Origin of the sequence: uncultured Neisseria sp. (assembly GCF_951230505.1) — a bacterium.
GTDB lineage: Bacteria > Pseudomonadota > Gammaproteobacteria > Burkholderiales > Neisseriaceae > Neisseria.
Genome location: NZ_CATNVN010000024.1, coordinates 1 through 17,137 on the forward strand (window position 1 = coordinate 1; position 17,137 = coordinate 17,137).

Genomic DNA, 17,137 nt, shown 5'->3' on the forward strand with positions numbered 1-17,137 from the left:
TTTTCGGCTATCTCAACGATACGCTGCTGAATGTCGCGCTCACGCCGATTATGAAAGATTTCGGTGTCGATAAGACCACGGTCCAATGGCTGACGACGGGTTTTCTGCTGGTCATGGGGGCATTTACACCGATTACGGCAGGCGTGATTCAATGGTTTGAAACGCGCAAAATGGTGCTGTTTACGCAGGCAACGTTTTTAGCAGGATCGCTGATTTGCGCGTTTGCACCGACGTTTGGCGTATTGGTAGTCGGGCGTATGGTGCAGGCAGTATCTGCCGCGTTTTTTGTCCCGCTTCTGTTTAACGGCGTGTTGTCGATTTTCCCGCCTAACAAGCGCGGAACGGCGATGGGCGTGATTACCATGATGTTTACCGCCGCGCCTGCAATGGGGCCTACGCTGTCGGGCATCATCATCGACCATACGCATTGGCGTGTGCTGTTCGGTTTTACCGCGCCGTTTATGTTGGCGGCGATGGTGCTGGTGGGCAAATATTTGACGGTCAATTTGAGCAACATCAGCCGTCCGAAAATCGATATGTTGTCAGCTGTGCTGTCGATTGCGGGCTTCGGCGGGTTGGTTTATGCGAGCAGTAATTTTGCCCATATGCCGCTGCTGGAATTTATCCTGCTCTTTGCCGCTTCCGTTGTGCTGGTGGGGTGGTTTGCGCACCGTCAGTTCCGTTTGGCTACGCCGTTGTTGAACCTTCGTGCGTTTGAATACAAACAGTTCAGATATTGCGTTGTGATTTTGGCCGGTGCGATATTCCTGTTCTTGGGTTTGGAACTGATGGTGCCGATGTATACGCAGCAAGTGTTGATGCTGACCGGTACGGCAACCGGCCTGATCCTGATGCCTGCCAGTATTGCCCAAGCAGTTGCTGCGCCTTTGTTCGGCAAATTGTTGGACAAAAAGGGCGGACGCTTTGTCGTTTTGCCAGCAACAGTGATGCTGGTGGTGTCGCTGGCGGTATTGTGGCTGTTTTTGCGGATTGATACGCAAGTGGTGATGTTGACGGCGATGTTTACGCTATTGGCGCTTTCCGTGTCTGCTTGTGTAACCAGCGAAACCCATGGTCTGAATGCGTTGCCAAAAACGCTCAATCCGCATGGTGCGGCGATTCTGACCACCATCAACCCGATTGCCGGTGCCATCGGCGCGGCGTTTTTTGTCGGTGCAACCAATATCGGCGAGAAACTTTCCAGCGCAGATATGCCGCAACAGGCAATGTTGGACGGTATCCATTTGGCGATGGGTTGCGCTTTGGTTGTCGGTGTTGTGGTCGTCATGTTTGCTTTACGTTTGAAAGCGCATCAGAAATAAAGAAAAAGGCCGTCTGAAACGTTCAGACGGCCTAAGTACCTCGTAAGAATTTATAAGATTTTGTAACACAATGAAGTTAAAATGTATTTTATCAATCGGCCTGATGATGGCGGTTTGTCCGTCATGGGCTTTGGATTTCGGGCGTATTCCTGAAAATGAGATTTCTGTTTATGTGCAGGAATTGGACAGCGGCAAAGTGATTGTGGAACATCGTGCCGATGAATTGCGCAATCCTGCTTCGACCATGAAGCTGGTAACGGCGTTTACCGCGTTTCGTATGTTGGGCGGTGATTATCGTTGGAAAACTGAGTTTAAAACCAACGGCCCAATCAAAGGCGATACGTTGAAAGGCAATGTGTATTGGGTGGGGAGCGGCGATCCTGTGTTTGACCAGCATGATTTGGTGCAAATGCAGCAACAGATGCGCGATAAGGGCATACGCCATATCGACGGACATCTGATACTCGACCGCAGTCTGTGGGGCGATGTGAAGAATCCGGATGATTTTGCTTCCGATTCTGCCGAAAGCTTTATGACGCCGCCCGATCCTAATATGTTGGCGTATAAAACCGTTGAACTGCGAGCTGAAAAAGAAGAAGACGGAAGCTTGGTCATCCGTACCAATCCGCCGCTGCCGAATCTGAACATTCAAAACAAATTGACGCTTGAAGATAAGGAAGGGAAGTGCAGCGTTTTAAAAAACCACATGAAGACTTCCTATAAAAACAATACGCTGACCGTATCGGGCAAGCTGCCGGAAAGCTGCTTGGGCAAAGAGCTGTATCTGAATATGTACAGTATGAAAGAATTTGTCGGCAAAAGTTTTGTGAACCAATGGCGTCAACAAGACGGCACGGTTTCAGACGGCCTGACGACAGGTGTCGCTCCTCATGATGCGCATGTGTTGGCAAGCCATCTATCCAAACCGCTTACCGATATCCTCACCGATATGAACAAGCATTCCAATAATCTGATTGCCCGTTCGGTTTTCCTTAAATTTGCCGGACATATATCTGATTACAAGCAGGCGCAGGCCAAGGCTGCCTCTATCGTAAAAAGCGAGCTGGCGGTTGCCGGTATCAATACGGAAGGGCTGGTGTTGGAAAACGGCTCAGGCCTGTCCCGCGTTGAACGGCTCAATGCGCGAATGATGGCGCAAATGTTGGAAAAAGCCTACTTCAGCCCGTTTAAAAATGAGTTTATCAGTACGCTGCCGATTGCCGGTAAGGACGGCACGCTTAAAACACGTTTGAAGCAGCCCGGTGAAAACCTGCGCCTTAAAACCGGTACGCTTAAAGATGTCCGCGCGTTGGCTGGGTATTGGTTGGGCGAAAAGCCGTTGCTGGTTGTCGTTATTATCAACAGCCAAAAATCGACCGATTATTTACGCGACTTGGATAAGCTGGTGTCTAAAATTGTTCAGCCCGGTGGCGAACATTGGATTGATGCTAAGGCCTCCTGCATGATTAGGTATCAGGCTTGATAAGCTAAAAAAGGCCGTCTGAAAATGTATTGACGTTTTCAGACGGCCTTTGTGTAAGAGGGGGAGGTAAGTATTTATGTCTATTTTGAAAGATGATTTAGGGATTTGATGAATAAACGTTTGGTGTGAAGCAGCTTGAGATAGATGGTCTTGCAGGATTTAAACCATATTTCTTTCAGCCTTATTGTTTAGTCCTGTTTATACTATCTAAAATAGCTGGACTTTGTATAAAAGGCATAGGATACAGACGAAAAAAATATCGGTAAAAACCGATATTTTTTATTTTTAATTTGATGGCGCGGCGGACGGGGCTCGAACCCGCGACCCCCGGCGTGACAGGCCGGTACTCTAACCAACTGAGCTACCACCGCGCATCCACTGTCAAAGACAATGAAAGGAAACTTGGTGGGTGATGACGGAGTCGAACCGCCGACATTCTGCTTGTAAGGCAGACGCTCTACCAACTGAGCTAATCACCCGAAAAAGGGAGATACTGAGAAATCAGTATTTTTAAATAATGGCGCGGCGGACGGGGCTCGAACCCGCGACCCCCGGCGTGACAGGCCGGTACTCTAACCAACTGAGCTACCACCGCGCATCCACTGTCAAAGACAATGAAAGGAAACTTGGTGGGTGATGACGGAGTCGAACCGCCGACATTCTGCTTGTAAGGCAGACGCTCTACCAACTGAGCTAATCACCCATGCGCAAAATTGCGAAGACGCTATTAAACCAAAAAATCCTGATGCGCGCAAGATTTATTTGCCGATAATTAGATATCTCCCTGCAAGCACCAGTTTTCAAAGGAAATAATTTCTTCCTGCTTGCCTGCGATAACCAAAATATCACCGTTTTCCAAAACGAAATCAGGGTCAAGGTCTTGGATTTTCCCGGTATTGCGGCGGATAAACAATAGTTTCAGATAATGTGCTGCCAATGGCAATTCACGGATGGTTTTGCCGATGGCGTGTGCCTCGCCTTGCAAGGGGAAGGCATGGCGGCAGACGGCCTTGCTGTCTTCGTCGGAGAAACTGTCATCATCACTGCCGACAAACAAGTCTTGCAAAGATGCATAGCGGCTGTGACGGATGTGGGTTATGGTTTGATAAACATGGTTATAAGAGAGGCCGTGGCCCAACATGGCATAGCTTGCTAGCACCAGGCTGGTTTCTTTGGTATCGGAGACGGTTTCTTCCGCACCCATTTCGGTAAAGGTTTTGACATAATCGTCATTCGTAGCGCGAACATAAACCGGCATGCTCGGATGCATAGACATGATGTTGCCGAGAACATGTTGTGTTTCATGCATATTGTTCAGCGTGATGACCACCATTTTGGCGCGTCCCAAGCCGGCGGCTTCCAAGACTTCGCGACGTTTGGCATCGCCAAAGGAAACTGGTTCGCCTGCGTTGCGTGCCACTTGTACGCGGGCAATATCCAAGTCAAGGGCAAAGTAGGGGATGCCTTCTTGCGCCAATACACGGGCAACCGATTGACCGCCGCGTCCGAAACCGATAATCAGGACGTGTTCGGATTTGCTCATGGTTTCCACCAGCATGGAGTGCAAGTCCAAGGCTTTCATGTCCCAGTCGGATTTGACGAAGCGGCTGACGATGGCATCGCTGCTGCCCAAGATAAATGGCGCGGCAATCATGGAGAGCAAGACGGCTGCAGTGGCTGCTTGTTCCAATTCGGGCGAAACCATATTGATTTTGCTGGAAATGGCCAGCATCACAAAGCCGAATTCGCCGCCTTGCGCCAAATAAAGCGCACTTTTGAGGCTGTCGCCCACAGGGTTTTTCATGCGCAAAGCGATGATGAAGACGACCAGTGCTTTCAAGACCAACAGGATTGCCAACAAAATCAGGATTTGCTGCCAGTTGCCGATCAGCGCCTGAATATCCAGCTTCATACCGACGGTAATGAAGAAGAAGCCCAGCAGGATGTCGCGGAATGGACGGATGTCGTCTTCTACCTGAATGCGGTATTCAGTTTCGGAAAGCAGCATACCGGCGACGAATGCGCCCAATGCCATAGACAGGCCTTCAAGCTCTGTCAGATAGGCCACGCCCAAAGTAACCAGCAAAACGTTAATCATGAAGAGTTCGGACGATTTGCGTTTGGCAACCAGTCTGAACCAGCGCGACATCACACGGCTGCCGATAACGAACAAAATGCCCAAGGTCAGCAACATTTTCAAACCGGCCAAGCCCAGCTCTACCCACAAGTTGCCTTCGCTACCGCCAGCAAGTGCCGGAATCAGAATCATCAGCGGTACAACGGCAATATCTTGCATCAGCAAAACACCCATGGCCATTTGACCATGCGGCTGACCCAGCTCGGTTTTCTCCGACAGAATGCGGCTGACGATGGCGGTGGACGACATGGTCAGTGCGCCCGCAGTGGCAAACGCCCAGTTAAACGGCGTGCCCATTGCCATCAAAATGCCCATAATCGAGAGCATGGTAATGATGACTTGCAAACCGCCCAAGCCGAATACGAGGCGGCGCATGGCTTTGAGTTTGGGCAGGGAGAATTCGAGACCGATGCTGAACATCAAGAATACAATGCCGATTTCGCCCAAATAGTCGGTAGCGTGGCTTTGCGGAATCAGTTTGAACATACCCGGACCGGCAATAAAACCGACCAAAAGATAACCGAGCATGGAAGGAATGTTGAACTTGCGACAGCAGATAACCGTAATGACGGAAACCAACAAGACAATGACAATGGGACCGAGGGAGAATTCGTGCATAGAGTGGGCGGCCTTTCGTTAAAAGTAGCTATTGTTATATAGGCCGTCTGAAACACGTCGAAAACCGACAGCAAACCCAAATAAAAACGCACAGAATGAACTTCATTTCTGCGATTTGATTTCCCGTATCATGCTTATTTGGACTTACTGTTTCGAGCGTTATCTAACGGATTATTAAGATTATATCAAGATAGAATGTAAAGTAGTGTTTTGATTGACAAAAAGGGCCGTCTGAAATATTCAGACGGCCTTTAAATAAACACACGGTTTAAGGCATCAACATGCCGCCGTTGACATGAAGTGTCTGACCGGTAATGTATTTTGCCTGATCAGAAGCCAAGAACAAGACTGCATCGGCAATATCTTGCGCTTCACCGAATTTACCCAAAGAAGTTTGCGCTTCAAAGGTTTTACGGGTTTCTTCCGGCAGGGAGCGGGTCATATCGGTGTCGATAAAGCCGGGGGCGACGCAGTTGACGGTAATGCCGCGGCTGCCGACTTCACGCGCCATAGATTTGGAGAAGCCGATTAAGCCTGCTTTTGCGGCTGCATAGTTGGTTTGGCCGGCATTGCCCATCACGCCGACAACGGAAGTAATGTTAATGATGCGGCCGGCACGTTGTTTCATCATGCCGCGCAATACCGCTTTGGAGGCACGGAACACAGATTTGAGGTTAACCTGCATGATGTCGTCCCACTCTTCCTCTTTCATGCGCATTAGGAGGTTGTCACGGGTAATGCCGGCGTTGTTGACCAAAATATCCAGTTTGCCGAATTCTTTTTCGATGTCGGCAATCAGGTTTTCGATGGTTTCAGGTTCGGCAGAATTCAATGCACGGCCTTCTCCGCCCCATTGCGCCAGACGCTCGCTAATCGCTGCCGCGCCGCTTTCGCTGGTTGCCGTGCCGATGACTTTGGCACCTGCCGCCGCCAGCGTGTCGGCAATTGCCGCGCCGATACCGCGCGATGCGCCTGTTACCAATGCGACTTTGCCGCTTAAATCTTGTGTACTCATGTTTACTTCCTTGTTTCGAGAATAGAGTCTGTTTATTTCAGACGACCTTATAGCATAAATAGTGTGATGAATCTAATTTTTGAGGCCGTCTGAAACAAAATAAGAAGCCTCCGTATTGTCATTCCCGCGTAGGCGGGAATCCCGATCTTAATCTTTCAGAGATGTTTAGAGATTACCGTAATCTCAAATCTCTGGATTCCCGCCTGCGCAGGAATGACGGTACGGACATTGCCTATTTTATCTGCTATATCGGCAAATTTCAGACGGCCTCTCCGTTTATTCGGGCAGGGTTATTTTTTGATGGGGCTGTATGTCCAGAATATAGCGCAACCAGTTGCCGAAACTGTATTTTTGGTAGATTTCGGGCGGCAGTTCACAGTAGGGTTTGGCGACAAATTCTGCCAAACCGTCCAAACTTTTACCGTCCCAAACGAAGATGTTGTCGGGGTGGTAGAAATCGTATTTTTTGATTTCGGCGTTGGTGGTAATCAGTTTTTTGCGGTAGCCGAGGGCTTCAAAGGGGCGGAACGAGAGGCCGTTGTGAACGGGCGTTTTGAAATCTATCAGGATTTTTGCCTGTTTGGCGGCTTCGAGGTTGTCTGCGAAACTTCTGACGCCGATGAAGATTTTGATGTTTTCCGTAGGATAAAAACGGCGGAGGGTGTCAACGTCAGTATTCAGACAGCCGATATTGAAGTCGAGCTTCCAGCCCAGCGTTTCGGCCACTTTACCGAACTCGGAAATAATCGGGGCGCGGTCGGGCATATGCCAGCCGATGAAATAGAAATCGTTGGGCGGGTTTTCGGGCAGGTTGACATCGTGGTCGAAATAGAAGTTGGTGGCTGGCAGGAAAGGATGTTTCGGATTTCGCATATCGACGGGATCAAAAACGTAAATGCGGTCGAACCGGTCGGCGCAATCCCAAATGGCGGGAAAGCGGTCAATGCCGTCCCATTGGTAGTTGATCATATTGCCGGGACGGGTATGGCGTTTAATCATATCTAAAAATTCAAGTGAATAAACATCACTTCGAATAAACAAAGCGTAATCTACTTTACCATGCGTTACCAGTTTGTTTTCGACATCTCGCATTAATTGAGCAGATTTGAGTTTCTTTTTAGCGTTTTTATCCCGCAACACCAGTTGCCTGAATTTAACTTTCAGACGATCAAAGAGGGAAGGATAGTGGAAATTAGAATCATCCAAGACAATGCTAATAACATTGAAGCCTTGATATCTTAGAGCTGCCTCAATGACATAGTAAATCTGGTAGTTGTAGGGCATCCCCAGGATAATCGTTTTTTGTTCGGTCGTCATGGTATCTGTTTATGCTTCGTCTGGTATGTCGAGGATTCGGCGAACCCAGTTGCCGAAGGCGTATTTGTTTTTTATTTCTTCGAGAACAGGATGGTAAGGTCGTCTGAAAAAGTCTTCCAATCCATCAAGGCTTTCTCCGTTCCAAATAAAGATGTTGTCGGGATGGAAGAAGTCGCATGCTGCTACTGCCTGATTGGTGGTAATCAGTTTTTTGTCGAAACACAGTGCATCGAATACACGGAAAGACAAGCCGTAATTTTCAAATTGGACAAAATCGACGACTGCCAGGCAGTTTTTGACCTTTTGCAGGTTTTGCTCGAAGCTCAGGATGCTTTGTCGATTCAAATAGGTAATGCCGTCGTTGCCAAAAATTTTGCTTGCACGGTCGTCTTTGCAGTAGATGTAGAAATCCAACGGCAGTTCCAGTTGGCGTGCTTCATCAAGAAAAATGGAGGTTTGGTGTTCTCTGCCCGCCTCGTAGCCGCCTAAAAAATAAAGGCCCTCCGTTTTTCCATTTCCCTCAATCGGAAAATCGAAATAGAAATTGGTAGTCGCTTTGAAACGGTGTTGGGGGTATTTTCCCACATCGTTTTTATTGAACACCCAGCAGCGGTCAAAATAGAGCAAATATTCGATGATGTCAGGGAAACGGTCGATACCGTCCCATTGGTAGTTGACGCATACTTTGCTGTGTTCGCGGATGGCAGAAATGATTTCTTTGGGATAAATATTGGCGCGGATGCAAAGGGCGTAGTCTGCTTTGCCACTTCCCAAGGAAGCCAGTTTTTCTGTTATCTGCTTGCGGTAGCGGGAATATTTCAGTTTTTTCTTATAATCGCCATCTTTTTTAATGTATTTATGATATAAACTGAGAATACGGCAGCCTATGTGCGGATAGTATGAGTCCCTGTCGTCATAACAGAGATTGATAACATTGAAGCCGTGGTAGCACAGGTTTTTTTCTATGCACTTGTCCAACCCGTACATATAGGGGACAGCAAGGATGATGGTTTTATTCATAATCAGGATGTAATGCTGTGAATCGGTGGTCTGTTTCAGACGACCTTGACGCTTTATTTATGGTAAAAACTTGCTAAAGGTTTAGCCGCATTCAAATCTTCAAGCATACGGCGGCTTAATTTCAAGGCTTCTTTAATGGTAACGTCCATATCCATATAGCGGTAGGTACCCAGGCGACCGGCGAAGGTTACGCCGTTTTCCTTTTCAGCAAGGGCGAAGTAGCCTTCCAGCAGGCCGGAAGAGCTGCTCAGGTTTACTGGATAGTAGGGGATGTCGTTCTCTCCGCACTCACGACTGAACTCTTTGAAATAGATGGTTTTTTCGTGTTCTTCCCAGGGGGTGAAGTGTTTGTGTTCGGCGATGCGGGTGTAGGGAATGTCGGCATTGCCGTAATTCATGACCGCACAGCCCTGGAAGTCGCCTTCAGCAGAGTGTTTTTCAAAGTCCAGCGTACGGTATGCCAAACGCCCCTGCGCATATTGGAAGTATTCGTCCAACTTGCCCGTCCAAATAATGTGTTTACCTTCTGCCGCTTCTACGGAAAATGCTGTATTGAGAGATACTGAAATATTCGGATGGTTCAGGATGGATTGTACGACGACGGTATAGCCATCCTTAGGGATGGCCTGGAAGCGGTGTGCGAAATAATTGTCGTTGTAGTTGAAACGTACAGGCAGTCGTTTAAGAATGCTGGCGGGCAGCTCAATCGGGCTGCGTCCCCATTGTTTTTGGGTATAACCTTTGAAGAAGGCTTCATATAAGTCTTTACCGATGAATTTCAGGGCTTGTTCTTCAAAGTTTTTCGGCTTGACAATCGAGTTATCAGCTATTTCAGTAATATGCTGGTACGCTTCTGCGGGCGAAAAGGCTTTTTGGTAAAACTGATTGATGGTATGCAGGTTGACGGGCAGAGAATAGACCTGATTGTTGTAGGTGGTTTTGACGCGGTTGGTATAGGGTATGAATTCGCCGTGTTTATTGACGTAGTTCCATACTTCTTCGTCGTCGGTGTGGAAAATATGGGGGCCGTAAACGTGTTCCATTACGCCTGTTTCCTGATCTCGCTCAGTATGGCAATTGCCTGCAATGTGGTTGCGCTGATCAATAACAATAATTTTATGACCAGCTTCCGCCAGTTCACGTGCGATGACGGCTCCGGTAAAGCCAGCACCTACGATTAAGAACTCTGTTTTTTGAGTCATTATGGTTTACTCTAAAAAAGTAATATCTAAATATTGGATGTCAAAATCAGTAGCATGATGTCGGACATAAACGTTCAGAAGGCGTTCTGCCATAAATCCGAAAATACGTCGTTGATAATTGTCGTAATCACTAATATCTAGCCGGTTATATAAGTCAAACAAAATCTCAAACAACCATGTACAATAGGCATCGATAAAGGACTTATGGGCGATGAACATATTGCAGCAGCTCATTTGTGTATCATTTTTGACCGTTTCTAATGATGGAAAATATTCAGGGAAAAGCCTATGGACAGTTTTTTCCAGTTCCAGCCAGTCTTTTTTGAAATGACACTCACTATATTGCTGATAAACGGTCTTTTGCTTTTTAAATAGTTTGAAGAACCGTCGTTTGCCGAAACTTTTCGGTTTGGGTAAGATGATTCGTTTTTCAGATGATATTAGGTCAGAAAGTCTGTCTGTATCCAAAATTGGTTTACCCATGTGGATAATGTTCATTTCAGGGTGGTTCAAATCAGCGAAATAGCGACGATAATGCACTAGACCGACTATGTTTGCATAGCTGTTTTTCCAAATCCAATACAGCGCAGTCAATTCGCAAAATTGGTTGTTTAGTATGGAAATATTTTTTCCGGTATCGTCACCTTGTATTGCTGTGACTTCACCATGTAAAGCTTTTCCCGCAAAAATTGGGATATAGCCCGATATTCGAGGGAAACGATAATCATCTGTATGGGTAGCAATGTATATCAGGGCACTCATCGTTTAGTCTTCCTTATAAATACCACGCCAGAACTGCTTGCTCATCATATCTGGGATTGCTTTGGTATACTGTTGATGCTGGGTATCGAATTTATCAGATAAATCCTTCAGTATTTTCTTCATCAAAAAGAAAGAATAATTCTCTATTCATTTCTGCAACATAGCTGGTATGGGTTGGCTTATATTCGTAAATGACTTTGCGGTAGCCGAAAATCTTCCGTGCATTGCCTTGAAAAGATTTGTACTGGAAGATAGTATGGTTTTTGCGGTTGATTCGGTTTAATGCCAACTCAGGTGGCCTGAAATCGTTGAGGGTAATTTCCCGCAACTAGCGATGCCACCGCTACTCCATCAAGCACATGAAGCTGCGCGAATCTTCTTGAGTAAATAGGTCGAAGGTCAGTTTTTCTATCATTGGCTCGGTATTCCGGTGCTATGTAGATTAAATTTTGTTAATCTATCGGATTAGTAAGGCTTAGTGATTATATCGCAATGAAGATGCTGGTGTGACGAAATTACTGCTTTGGGATAAAAAAGATTTTTCTTTCTGTAAAATTTTTTCAGACAACCTTAAATATTTAAAAAACTAATGCTAAGTTGAAATAGAAAAAATGTCCTTCTGTTACCATTCACTCTCCTATTTCAACACAACTGAAAGGCATTAAAAACGACCTCTCATTAAGAAAGGTCGTTTGGAACATGAAAGGCTGCAAGCTTAGTGAGCTTCGATAAATGCAGCCACTTGATCGGCATTGGTCAATGCGCTGCACGCGGCTTCTTTATTGATGCGTTTGGCGAGGCCTGCGAGGACTTTGCCGGGGCCGCATTCGGCGGATTCGGTGATGCCTTCGGAAACAAGTGCGTTGACGGTTTCTGTCCAGCGTACCGGGCTGTACAGTTGGCGTACCAAGGCATCTTTGATTTTGTCGGCATCATCATAAGAGGCAACATCGGCGTTATGAATAACGCGGATTTGCGGTTGTTTGATGGTGATGTCTTTCAGTGCTTCGGCAAGTTTTTCCGCTGCAGGCTTCATGAGGCTGCAATGTGAAGGAACGGAAACAGGCAGCGGCAGGGCGCGTTTGGCTCCGGCTTCTTTGGCGGCGGCCATGGCGCGTTCGACTGCGGCGGTATTGCCGGCAATCACGACTTGGCCGGGGGAGTTGAAGTTGACGGCTTCAACGACTTCGCCTTGTGCAGCTTCGGCACAAATGGCTTTTACTTGTTCATCTTCCAAACCCAAAATAGCGGCCATTGCGCCTACGCCTTGAGGTACGGCAGATTGCATGAGTTCGGCGCGCAGGCGGACCAGTTTGACCGCGTCTGCGAAATCCAATGCGCCGGCAGCGACGAGGGCGGTGTATTCGCCGAGGCTGTGGCCTGCAACGACGGAAGGGATTTTACCGCCGGCTTCCAAGTAGGCGCGGTAGGTGGCAATGCCGGCAGCCAGCATGATGGGCTGGGTGTTGACGGTTTGTCCGATTAATTCGGCATCTTCGCCGTTAATCATTGCCCACAGGTCTTGACCCAATACGGCGGAAGCTTCGTCAAATGTGGCTTTAACGATGGCTTGCTCGGCAAAGCCGTTCATCATGCCTAGGCTTTGTGAGCCTTGTCCGGGGAAGAAGAATGCGAAAGACATGGTAATTCCTTATTGGTTTGAATGTTTGAGGGTGTCTGCCAGCAGTAGGAGGGTGGCGACAGTATTGGTTGTGGCGGTCAGTCGGAAGGTGCGGACAAAGCTGAGTTTGCTGGTTTTGTGCCCGAATGCGAGGCTGCCGCAATAACCGCCCGGCCAACCGCCAAGCAGGTTGAGCAGGTGTAATTTTGCTTCGGGTATGCGTCTGCCGTGGTTGCATGCGCGCTGTTTGTCTTGGTAGTAAAGCAGGAAAACGTATGCACTCAGTGCGAGATAGGCGATTGCCAGTTTGGGCAATATTACAGCCGTTATGCTTAAAAACAGGCTGCTGATGCAGAGTGCAAACGTTAGGGATTTCATGGGTTTGAGCAGAATAGGCCGTCTGAAAGGGATGTTCAGACGGCCCAATCGTTAGTATTTCACCAAAACCGCACCCCAGGCAAAACCGCCACCGATGCCTTCGAGCAAGAGGTTTTGTCCGCGTTTGATTTGGCCGTTTTTAATACCGACATCCAGTGCCAGTGGAATGGAGGCTGCGGACGTGTTGCCGTGGTCTTGGACGGTCAGGATCACTTTGTCCATGCTCAAGCCCAAGTGTTTGGCGGTAGAGTCGATAATGCGCTTATTGGCTTGGTGCGGCACAAGCCAATCGATTTGATCGGTGGTGTAACCGGCTTCTTCGATAACGTCATCGGCGATTTTTGACAGCATTTTGACGGCAAACTTGAATACGCCGGGGCCGTCCATGCTGATGTAGGGCGAACCGCAAACCTGGCCGTTGGCGATTTGTCCGGGGACGTTCAAAAGGTCGAGGTAGTTGCCGTCGGCTTTGAGTTTGCTGTGGATGATGCCCGGTTCGTCAGATGCGCTTAAGACAACCGCGCCAGCACCATCACCAAAGAGGACGCAGGTGGTGCGGTCGTTCCAATCGACGATGCGGCTGAAGGTTTCAGCGCCGATAACCAAAGCGTTTTTCGCCATGCCGCTTTTGATATAGGCATTGGCAGTGGTCAGGGCATACATAAAACCGGCGCACACAGCTTGTACGTCAAAGGCAGGGCAGCCGTTGGCAATACCCAATTTTTGCTGCACGATGGTTGCCGTAGAAGGAAACTGCATATCGGGAGTGGCTGTGGCGACGATAATCAGATCGATATCGTCAGCCTGTAAATTAGCATCTGCCAAGGCGTGGCGCGCTGACTCGGCGGCCAAGTCGCTGGTTTTTTCGCTGTCGTCTGCAATATGGCGAAATTTGATACCTGTACGCGTGGTAATCCACTCGTCGGAAGTGTCCACTTTTTTGGCAAGGTCGTCATTGCTGACGCGGTTGGCAGGAAGGTAGCTGCCTGTACCGGAAATTTTGGCATATTGCATGAGAACGGCCTTTTTAGAGAGTTGATTCAGATAGTCGGGTATTGTAAGCGAAAATGGGAAAATTCCCAATATTAAGAATGAAGTCGGTGATTAAAGATAAAAACAGGCCGTCTGAACATTTTGGAGTTTCAGACGGCCTGTGTATATCAGCCTTAAGCTTCCGTTGTTGGAGCAGCGGTTTCTTCCAGTTCGGCTGCTGCTTTGGCGGCTTCCAAAGCAGCCAATTGGGTGGCTACGCCTTGTTCGATTTGTGCAAGTCCGGCGGATTTGGCTTCGTGGTAGGCTTCTTCCAAAGCATAACGGAAGCCGACTTCGTCGGTTCCGCCGTGGCTCTTAATCACGATACCGCGTAAACCAAGCAGGATGGCGCCGTTAAATTTGCGCGGATCCAATTTGCTTTTCAAACCTTTGAGCGCGGGCAGGGCGGCAATGGCGGCAAGTTTGTTGAACAGGGTGCTTTGGAATTCACGGCGGATGGCGCCGCTCATGAACTTAACTGCGCCTTCGATGGTTTTGAGCATAACGTTGCCGACAAACCCGTCTGCGACAACGACATCAGCTTCGCCATACAAAACGCTGTTGCTTTCGATATTGCCGATGAAGTTGAGTTTGCTGCTGCTCAACAGTTTAAAGGTTTGTTTGACGGCATCCGTGCCTTTGATGTCTTCTGTACCGACGTTCAAAAGGGCGACGCGCGGGCTGCCTTTTTCAGGGTGCAGCGCGTGTACCAGCTCGCTGCCGATGATGGCAAATTGAACCAGTTGTTCGGGCGTACAATCGACGTTGGCCCCTAAATCTAAAGCTAGAGTAACGTGTTCGCTGTCGGATGGCAGGAATTTGGCGATGGCAGGGCGCTCAATGCCGGGAATGGTTTTGAGGACGAATCGGGCGGTCGCCATCAGTGCGCCGGTATTGCCTGCCGATACGGCGGCTTGCGCATTGCCTTCTTTGACTTGGTTGATGGCGATGCGCATGGATGATTCTTTTTTATTTTTCAGCGCAGATTGCGGCGCTTCATCCATTTCGACAACTTGCGCTGCATGGCAGACGGTAATGCGGTCCATAGGCGCGCCTGCCGAGCTTAATGCTTGGCGGACTGCTGCTTCATCTCCGATCATAATCAGATGTACGTCGGATTGTTGTTTCAGGAAATCCACTGCACCGGGGACGGTAATCGCAAGGCCTGCATCTCCGCCCATGGCATCTACGGCCAGTGTAATCATGTTGTTCTCCGGTTTGTGTGTTTCAGACGGCCTCAAATAATCGGACAAGCACGCTCATCTGATTTTCAGGAGATTGAATTGAAAATCAGATGAAAAGGCTTGTTGCGACGGTCGTACCAAATTTATTGGTTTTGCACGGCCAATTTGTTGTGTTCGTCGATGTCTAGCGCGTCCCAAGGATAGTTGATCCACCAGTCTTCCACGGTAATGCCGCTGAAATAAGGGATGCCTTCGGGAATCTTGCCGACTTTGGCTTTGATTTTTTCATGCAATACTGCCACGCCGATGGTGCCGAAATCTTCTTTCAACAATTCGTTCAGGCAGAATTCCATGGTAACGCGGCTGTCGTCCACTTCGTCAACAACCAGTACGTTTTTGCCTTTCAGTACATCGGGAACGGGATCGAGCCATTGGACTTTTTTCACTTCCTCGGTCACTTGACCTTCGTGATCGTTGTCGTAGTAGGCTGTGGTCACGGCGTAAATCGGGATTTCCAAGAAGCAGCGCAACATGCGGGCAGGGATAAAACCGCCGCCGCCAATGGCAATCATGGCATCGTATTTGGTGCCGGAGTTTTGGATTTTTTCCGCCAATCCTTTGATTACGCGGTGGATGTCGTCGTAGGTGTACCAGATTTTACGTTTCATGGTGTGCTTCCGAAGAGGAAAATACAGGGTGCAATGCAAAAAAGCCAGTCATTGCATGGCAATATTCTGGCTTTTTCAGTCAGACGAACGGATTATTCGCCTTTAGCTTTTACCACTTTACGGCCACGGTACATACCGTTTGGAGAAATGTGGTGTGGACGATGCACTTCGCCGGTTGCGCTGTCGACAGACAGAGAAGGCGCAGTCAGAGCGTCGTGTGAACGGTGCATACCGCGTTTGGAAGGGGATTTTTTGTTTTGTTGAACGGCCATTTCAAGCTCCTAAATAAATAAACTGTGTCCTAATTAACTGCTTTTCAAACCTGCTAAAACAGCGAAGGGGTTTGGTTTGTCCCGATTGACTTCTTCCAGTGTCCCATTGTTGCCGCAGTCTTCGTGTCGAGGGGAGAAAGGGAGCGACATCAGGATTTGGTCTTCGACCAGAGTTCGTACGTCTAGCTCTTTTTCGAGCAGCATACCTTCCAATTCTTCATCGGCAAGCATGGCTTCGTCCAAACTCTCTTCATCGGCAAACAAGACGATACGGCTGGTTTCATCGAGCAGAAACGGCATGGGCGTAATGCAGCGCTGGCAAATCAGGGGCATGTCGGCTTTGACGTTCAAATCGAGAAACAGACGTTGCAGCCGGTCGCGGCCGCCTTGCAGCGTAAACGACACGCGCGCCTGTTTGTCGGCCGGATAATCGTGCGAACTGACTCGTTCATCCAATTCTTCGAGCAGGAAGCTGCCTTGCAGATTCTGCCCTTCGGCGGCGAAAACTTCTGGGTCAATCAAATTAGGGTATGACATAAACGGAGTATGATATAATTTCGGCGGTCTAACGTCAATGTTTTTAAGTAAAAATATGGAAGTAAAACTGCCTTTGGTTTTAGGGTCGAGTTCGGTTTTCCGCTGCGGACAGCTTCGCCGTTTGGGTATCGATTTTCAGACGGCATCGCCTGATTTTGACGAAACGCCTATTGAAGGCGAGCATGCGGGCGAGACGGCGCTGCGTTTGGCTAAAGGCAAAGCCCGTTCATTGGCGGCAGCTTTCCCTGCTGCGCTGATTATCGGCGCAGACCAAGTCGCATGGTGCGAAGGACGGCAGTTGGGCAAACCGATGAACGTCGCAAATGCACAACAGATGCTGGAAAACTTAAGCGGAAAACGGATTGAATTTTACAGCGCAATCGTGCTTTTGAATACTGCTACGGGCAAGGTTCAGCATCATGTCGATCATACGGTGGTTACCATGCGCCAGTTGTCGCAGGAACAAATCAGCCGATATTTGGAACGCGAGCCGGATGCGGTTTATTGTGCCGGCGCGGCGAAGAGCGAGGGTTTGGGCGCTGCTTTGTTGGAGCGGATTGAAAGTACGG

The 17,137-nt window shown here is 48.5% G+C and carries 16 protein-coding genes and 4 tRNA genes; 3 read left to right on the top strand and 17 right to left on the bottom strand.

Annotation, left to right across the window (positions count from 1 at the left end; translation table 11 throughout):
* Both Q1M25_RS02905 and dacB read left to right on the top strand, forming a co-directional pair.
* Nucleotides 1-1,322: MFS transporter (locus tag Q1M25_RS02905; protein ID WP_300481600.1), on the top strand; the 1,322-nt coding region annotated here is incomplete at its 5' end.
* Between the two features lie 70 nt (nt 1,323-1,392).
* Entirely contained in the window at nt 1,393-2,805 is a 1,413-nt protein-coding gene (gene dacB, locus Q1M25_RS02910; protein ID WP_300481602.1) for a D-alanyl-D-alanine carboxypeptidase/D-alanyl-D-alanine-endopeptidase, read from the top strand.
* A gap of 294 nt (nt 2,806-3,099) precedes the next feature.
* Here dacB and Q1M25_RS02915 read toward each other — a convergent pair.
* The 17 genes from Q1M25_RS02915 to Q1M25_RS02995 form a co-directional block, all read right to left on the bottom strand.
* Nucleotides 3,100-3,176, bottom strand: a tRNA-Asp gene (locus tag Q1M25_RS02915).
* Nucleotides 3,177-3,208: 32 nt separating this feature from the next.
* A tRNA-Val gene (locus Q1M25_RS02920) sits at nt 3,209-3,284 on the bottom strand.
* 39 nt (nt 3,285-3,323) lie between these two features.
* Nucleotides 3,324-3,400 (bottom strand) — tRNA-Asp (locus Q1M25_RS02925).
* A 32-nt stretch (nt 3,401-3,432) separates the two neighbouring features.
* A tRNA-Val gene (locus Q1M25_RS02930) sits at nt 3,433-3,508 on the bottom strand.
* A gap of 69 nt (nt 3,509-3,577) precedes the next feature.
* A complete protein-coding gene (locus Q1M25_RS02935; protein ID WP_300481604.1) occupies nt 3,578-5,560 on the bottom strand; it encodes a monovalent cation:proton antiporter family protein in 1,983 nt (660 codons plus the stop codon).
* 268 nt (nt 5,561-5,828) lie between these two features.
* Entirely contained in the window at nt 5,829-6,575 is a 747-nt protein-coding gene (gene fabG / locus Q1M25_RS02940) for a 3-oxoacyl-ACP reductase FabG (protein WP_300481607.1), read from the bottom strand.
* A gap of 276 nt (nt 6,576-6,851) precedes the next feature.
* Nucleotides 6,852-7,892, bottom strand: a complete 1,041-nt coding sequence (locus Q1M25_RS02945; RefSeq protein WP_150537203.1) for a hypothetical protein — start codon at nt 7,890-7,892, stop codon at nt 6,852-6,854.
* A gap of 9 nt (nt 7,893-7,901) precedes the next feature.
* Nucleotides 7,902-8,912, bottom strand: a complete 1,011-nt coding sequence (locus tag Q1M25_RS02950) for a hypothetical protein (RefSeq protein WP_150537204.1) — start codon at nt 8,910-8,912, stop codon at nt 7,902-7,904.
* A 53-nt stretch (nt 8,913-8,965) separates the two neighbouring features.
* A complete protein-coding gene (glf, locus tag Q1M25_RS02955) occupies nt 8,966-10,114 on the bottom strand; it encodes a UDP-galactopyranose mutase (RefSeq protein WP_300481612.1) in 1,149 nt (382 codons plus the stop codon).
* A gap of 6 nt (nt 10,115-10,120) precedes the next feature.
* Complete coding sequence (locus Q1M25_RS02960; RefSeq protein WP_150537206.1) at nt 10,121-10,876, bottom strand: DUF4422 domain-containing protein; 756 nt, start codon at nt 10,874-10,876, stop codon at nt 10,121-10,123.
* 715 nt (nt 10,877-11,591) lie between these two features.
* Nucleotides 11,592-12,518: an ACP S-malonyltransferase gene (gene fabD, locus Q1M25_RS02965; protein ID WP_254323289.1), complete on the bottom strand. Its 927-nt coding sequence runs from the start codon at nt 12,516-12,518 to the stop codon at nt 11,592-11,594.
* 9 nt (nt 12,519-12,527) lie between these two features.
* Entirely contained in the window at nt 12,528-12,875 is a 348-nt protein-coding gene (locus Q1M25_RS02970; protein ID WP_300481618.1) for a DUF1294 domain-containing protein, read from the bottom strand.
* A gap of 51 nt (nt 12,876-12,926) precedes the next feature.
* On the bottom strand, nt 12,927-13,889 hold the full coding sequence (locus Q1M25_RS02975; protein ID WP_300481620.1) for a beta-ketoacyl-ACP synthase III: 963 nt from the start codon (nt 13,887-13,889) through the stop codon (nt 12,927-12,929).
* Nucleotides 13,890-14,041: 152 nt separating this feature from the next.
* Complete coding sequence (gene plsX, locus Q1M25_RS02980; RefSeq protein ID WP_300481623.1) at nt 14,042-15,112, bottom strand: phosphate acyltransferase PlsX; 1,071 nt, start codon at nt 15,110-15,112, stop codon at nt 14,042-14,044.
* A 122-nt stretch (nt 15,113-15,234) separates the two neighbouring features.
* Nucleotides 15,235-15,759: a phosphoribosyltransferase gene (locus Q1M25_RS02985; protein WP_128582707.1), complete on the bottom strand. Its 525-nt coding sequence runs from the start codon at nt 15,757-15,759 to the stop codon at nt 15,235-15,237.
* A 92-nt stretch (nt 15,760-15,851) separates the two neighbouring features.
* Nucleotides 15,852-16,031, bottom strand: coding sequence for a 50S ribosomal protein L32 (rpmF, locus tag Q1M25_RS02990; protein ID WP_002240035.1), 180 nt, complete (start codon nt 16,029-16,031; stop codon nt 15,852-15,854).
* Between the two features lie 33 nt (nt 16,032-16,064).
* On the bottom strand, nt 16,065-16,568 hold the full coding sequence (locus tag Q1M25_RS02995; RefSeq protein ID WP_300481627.1) for a YceD family protein: 504 nt from the start codon (nt 16,566-16,568) through the stop codon (nt 16,065-16,067).
* A gap of 55 nt (nt 16,569-16,623) precedes the next feature.
* On the opposite strand from Q1M25_RS02995, the gene Q1M25_RS03000 reads away from it, so the two are divergent.
* Nucleotides 16,624-17,137, top strand: a 514-nt coding sequence (locus Q1M25_RS03000; protein WP_300481630.1) for a nucleoside triphosphate pyrophosphatase, incomplete at its 3' end; no start/stop codon positions are given.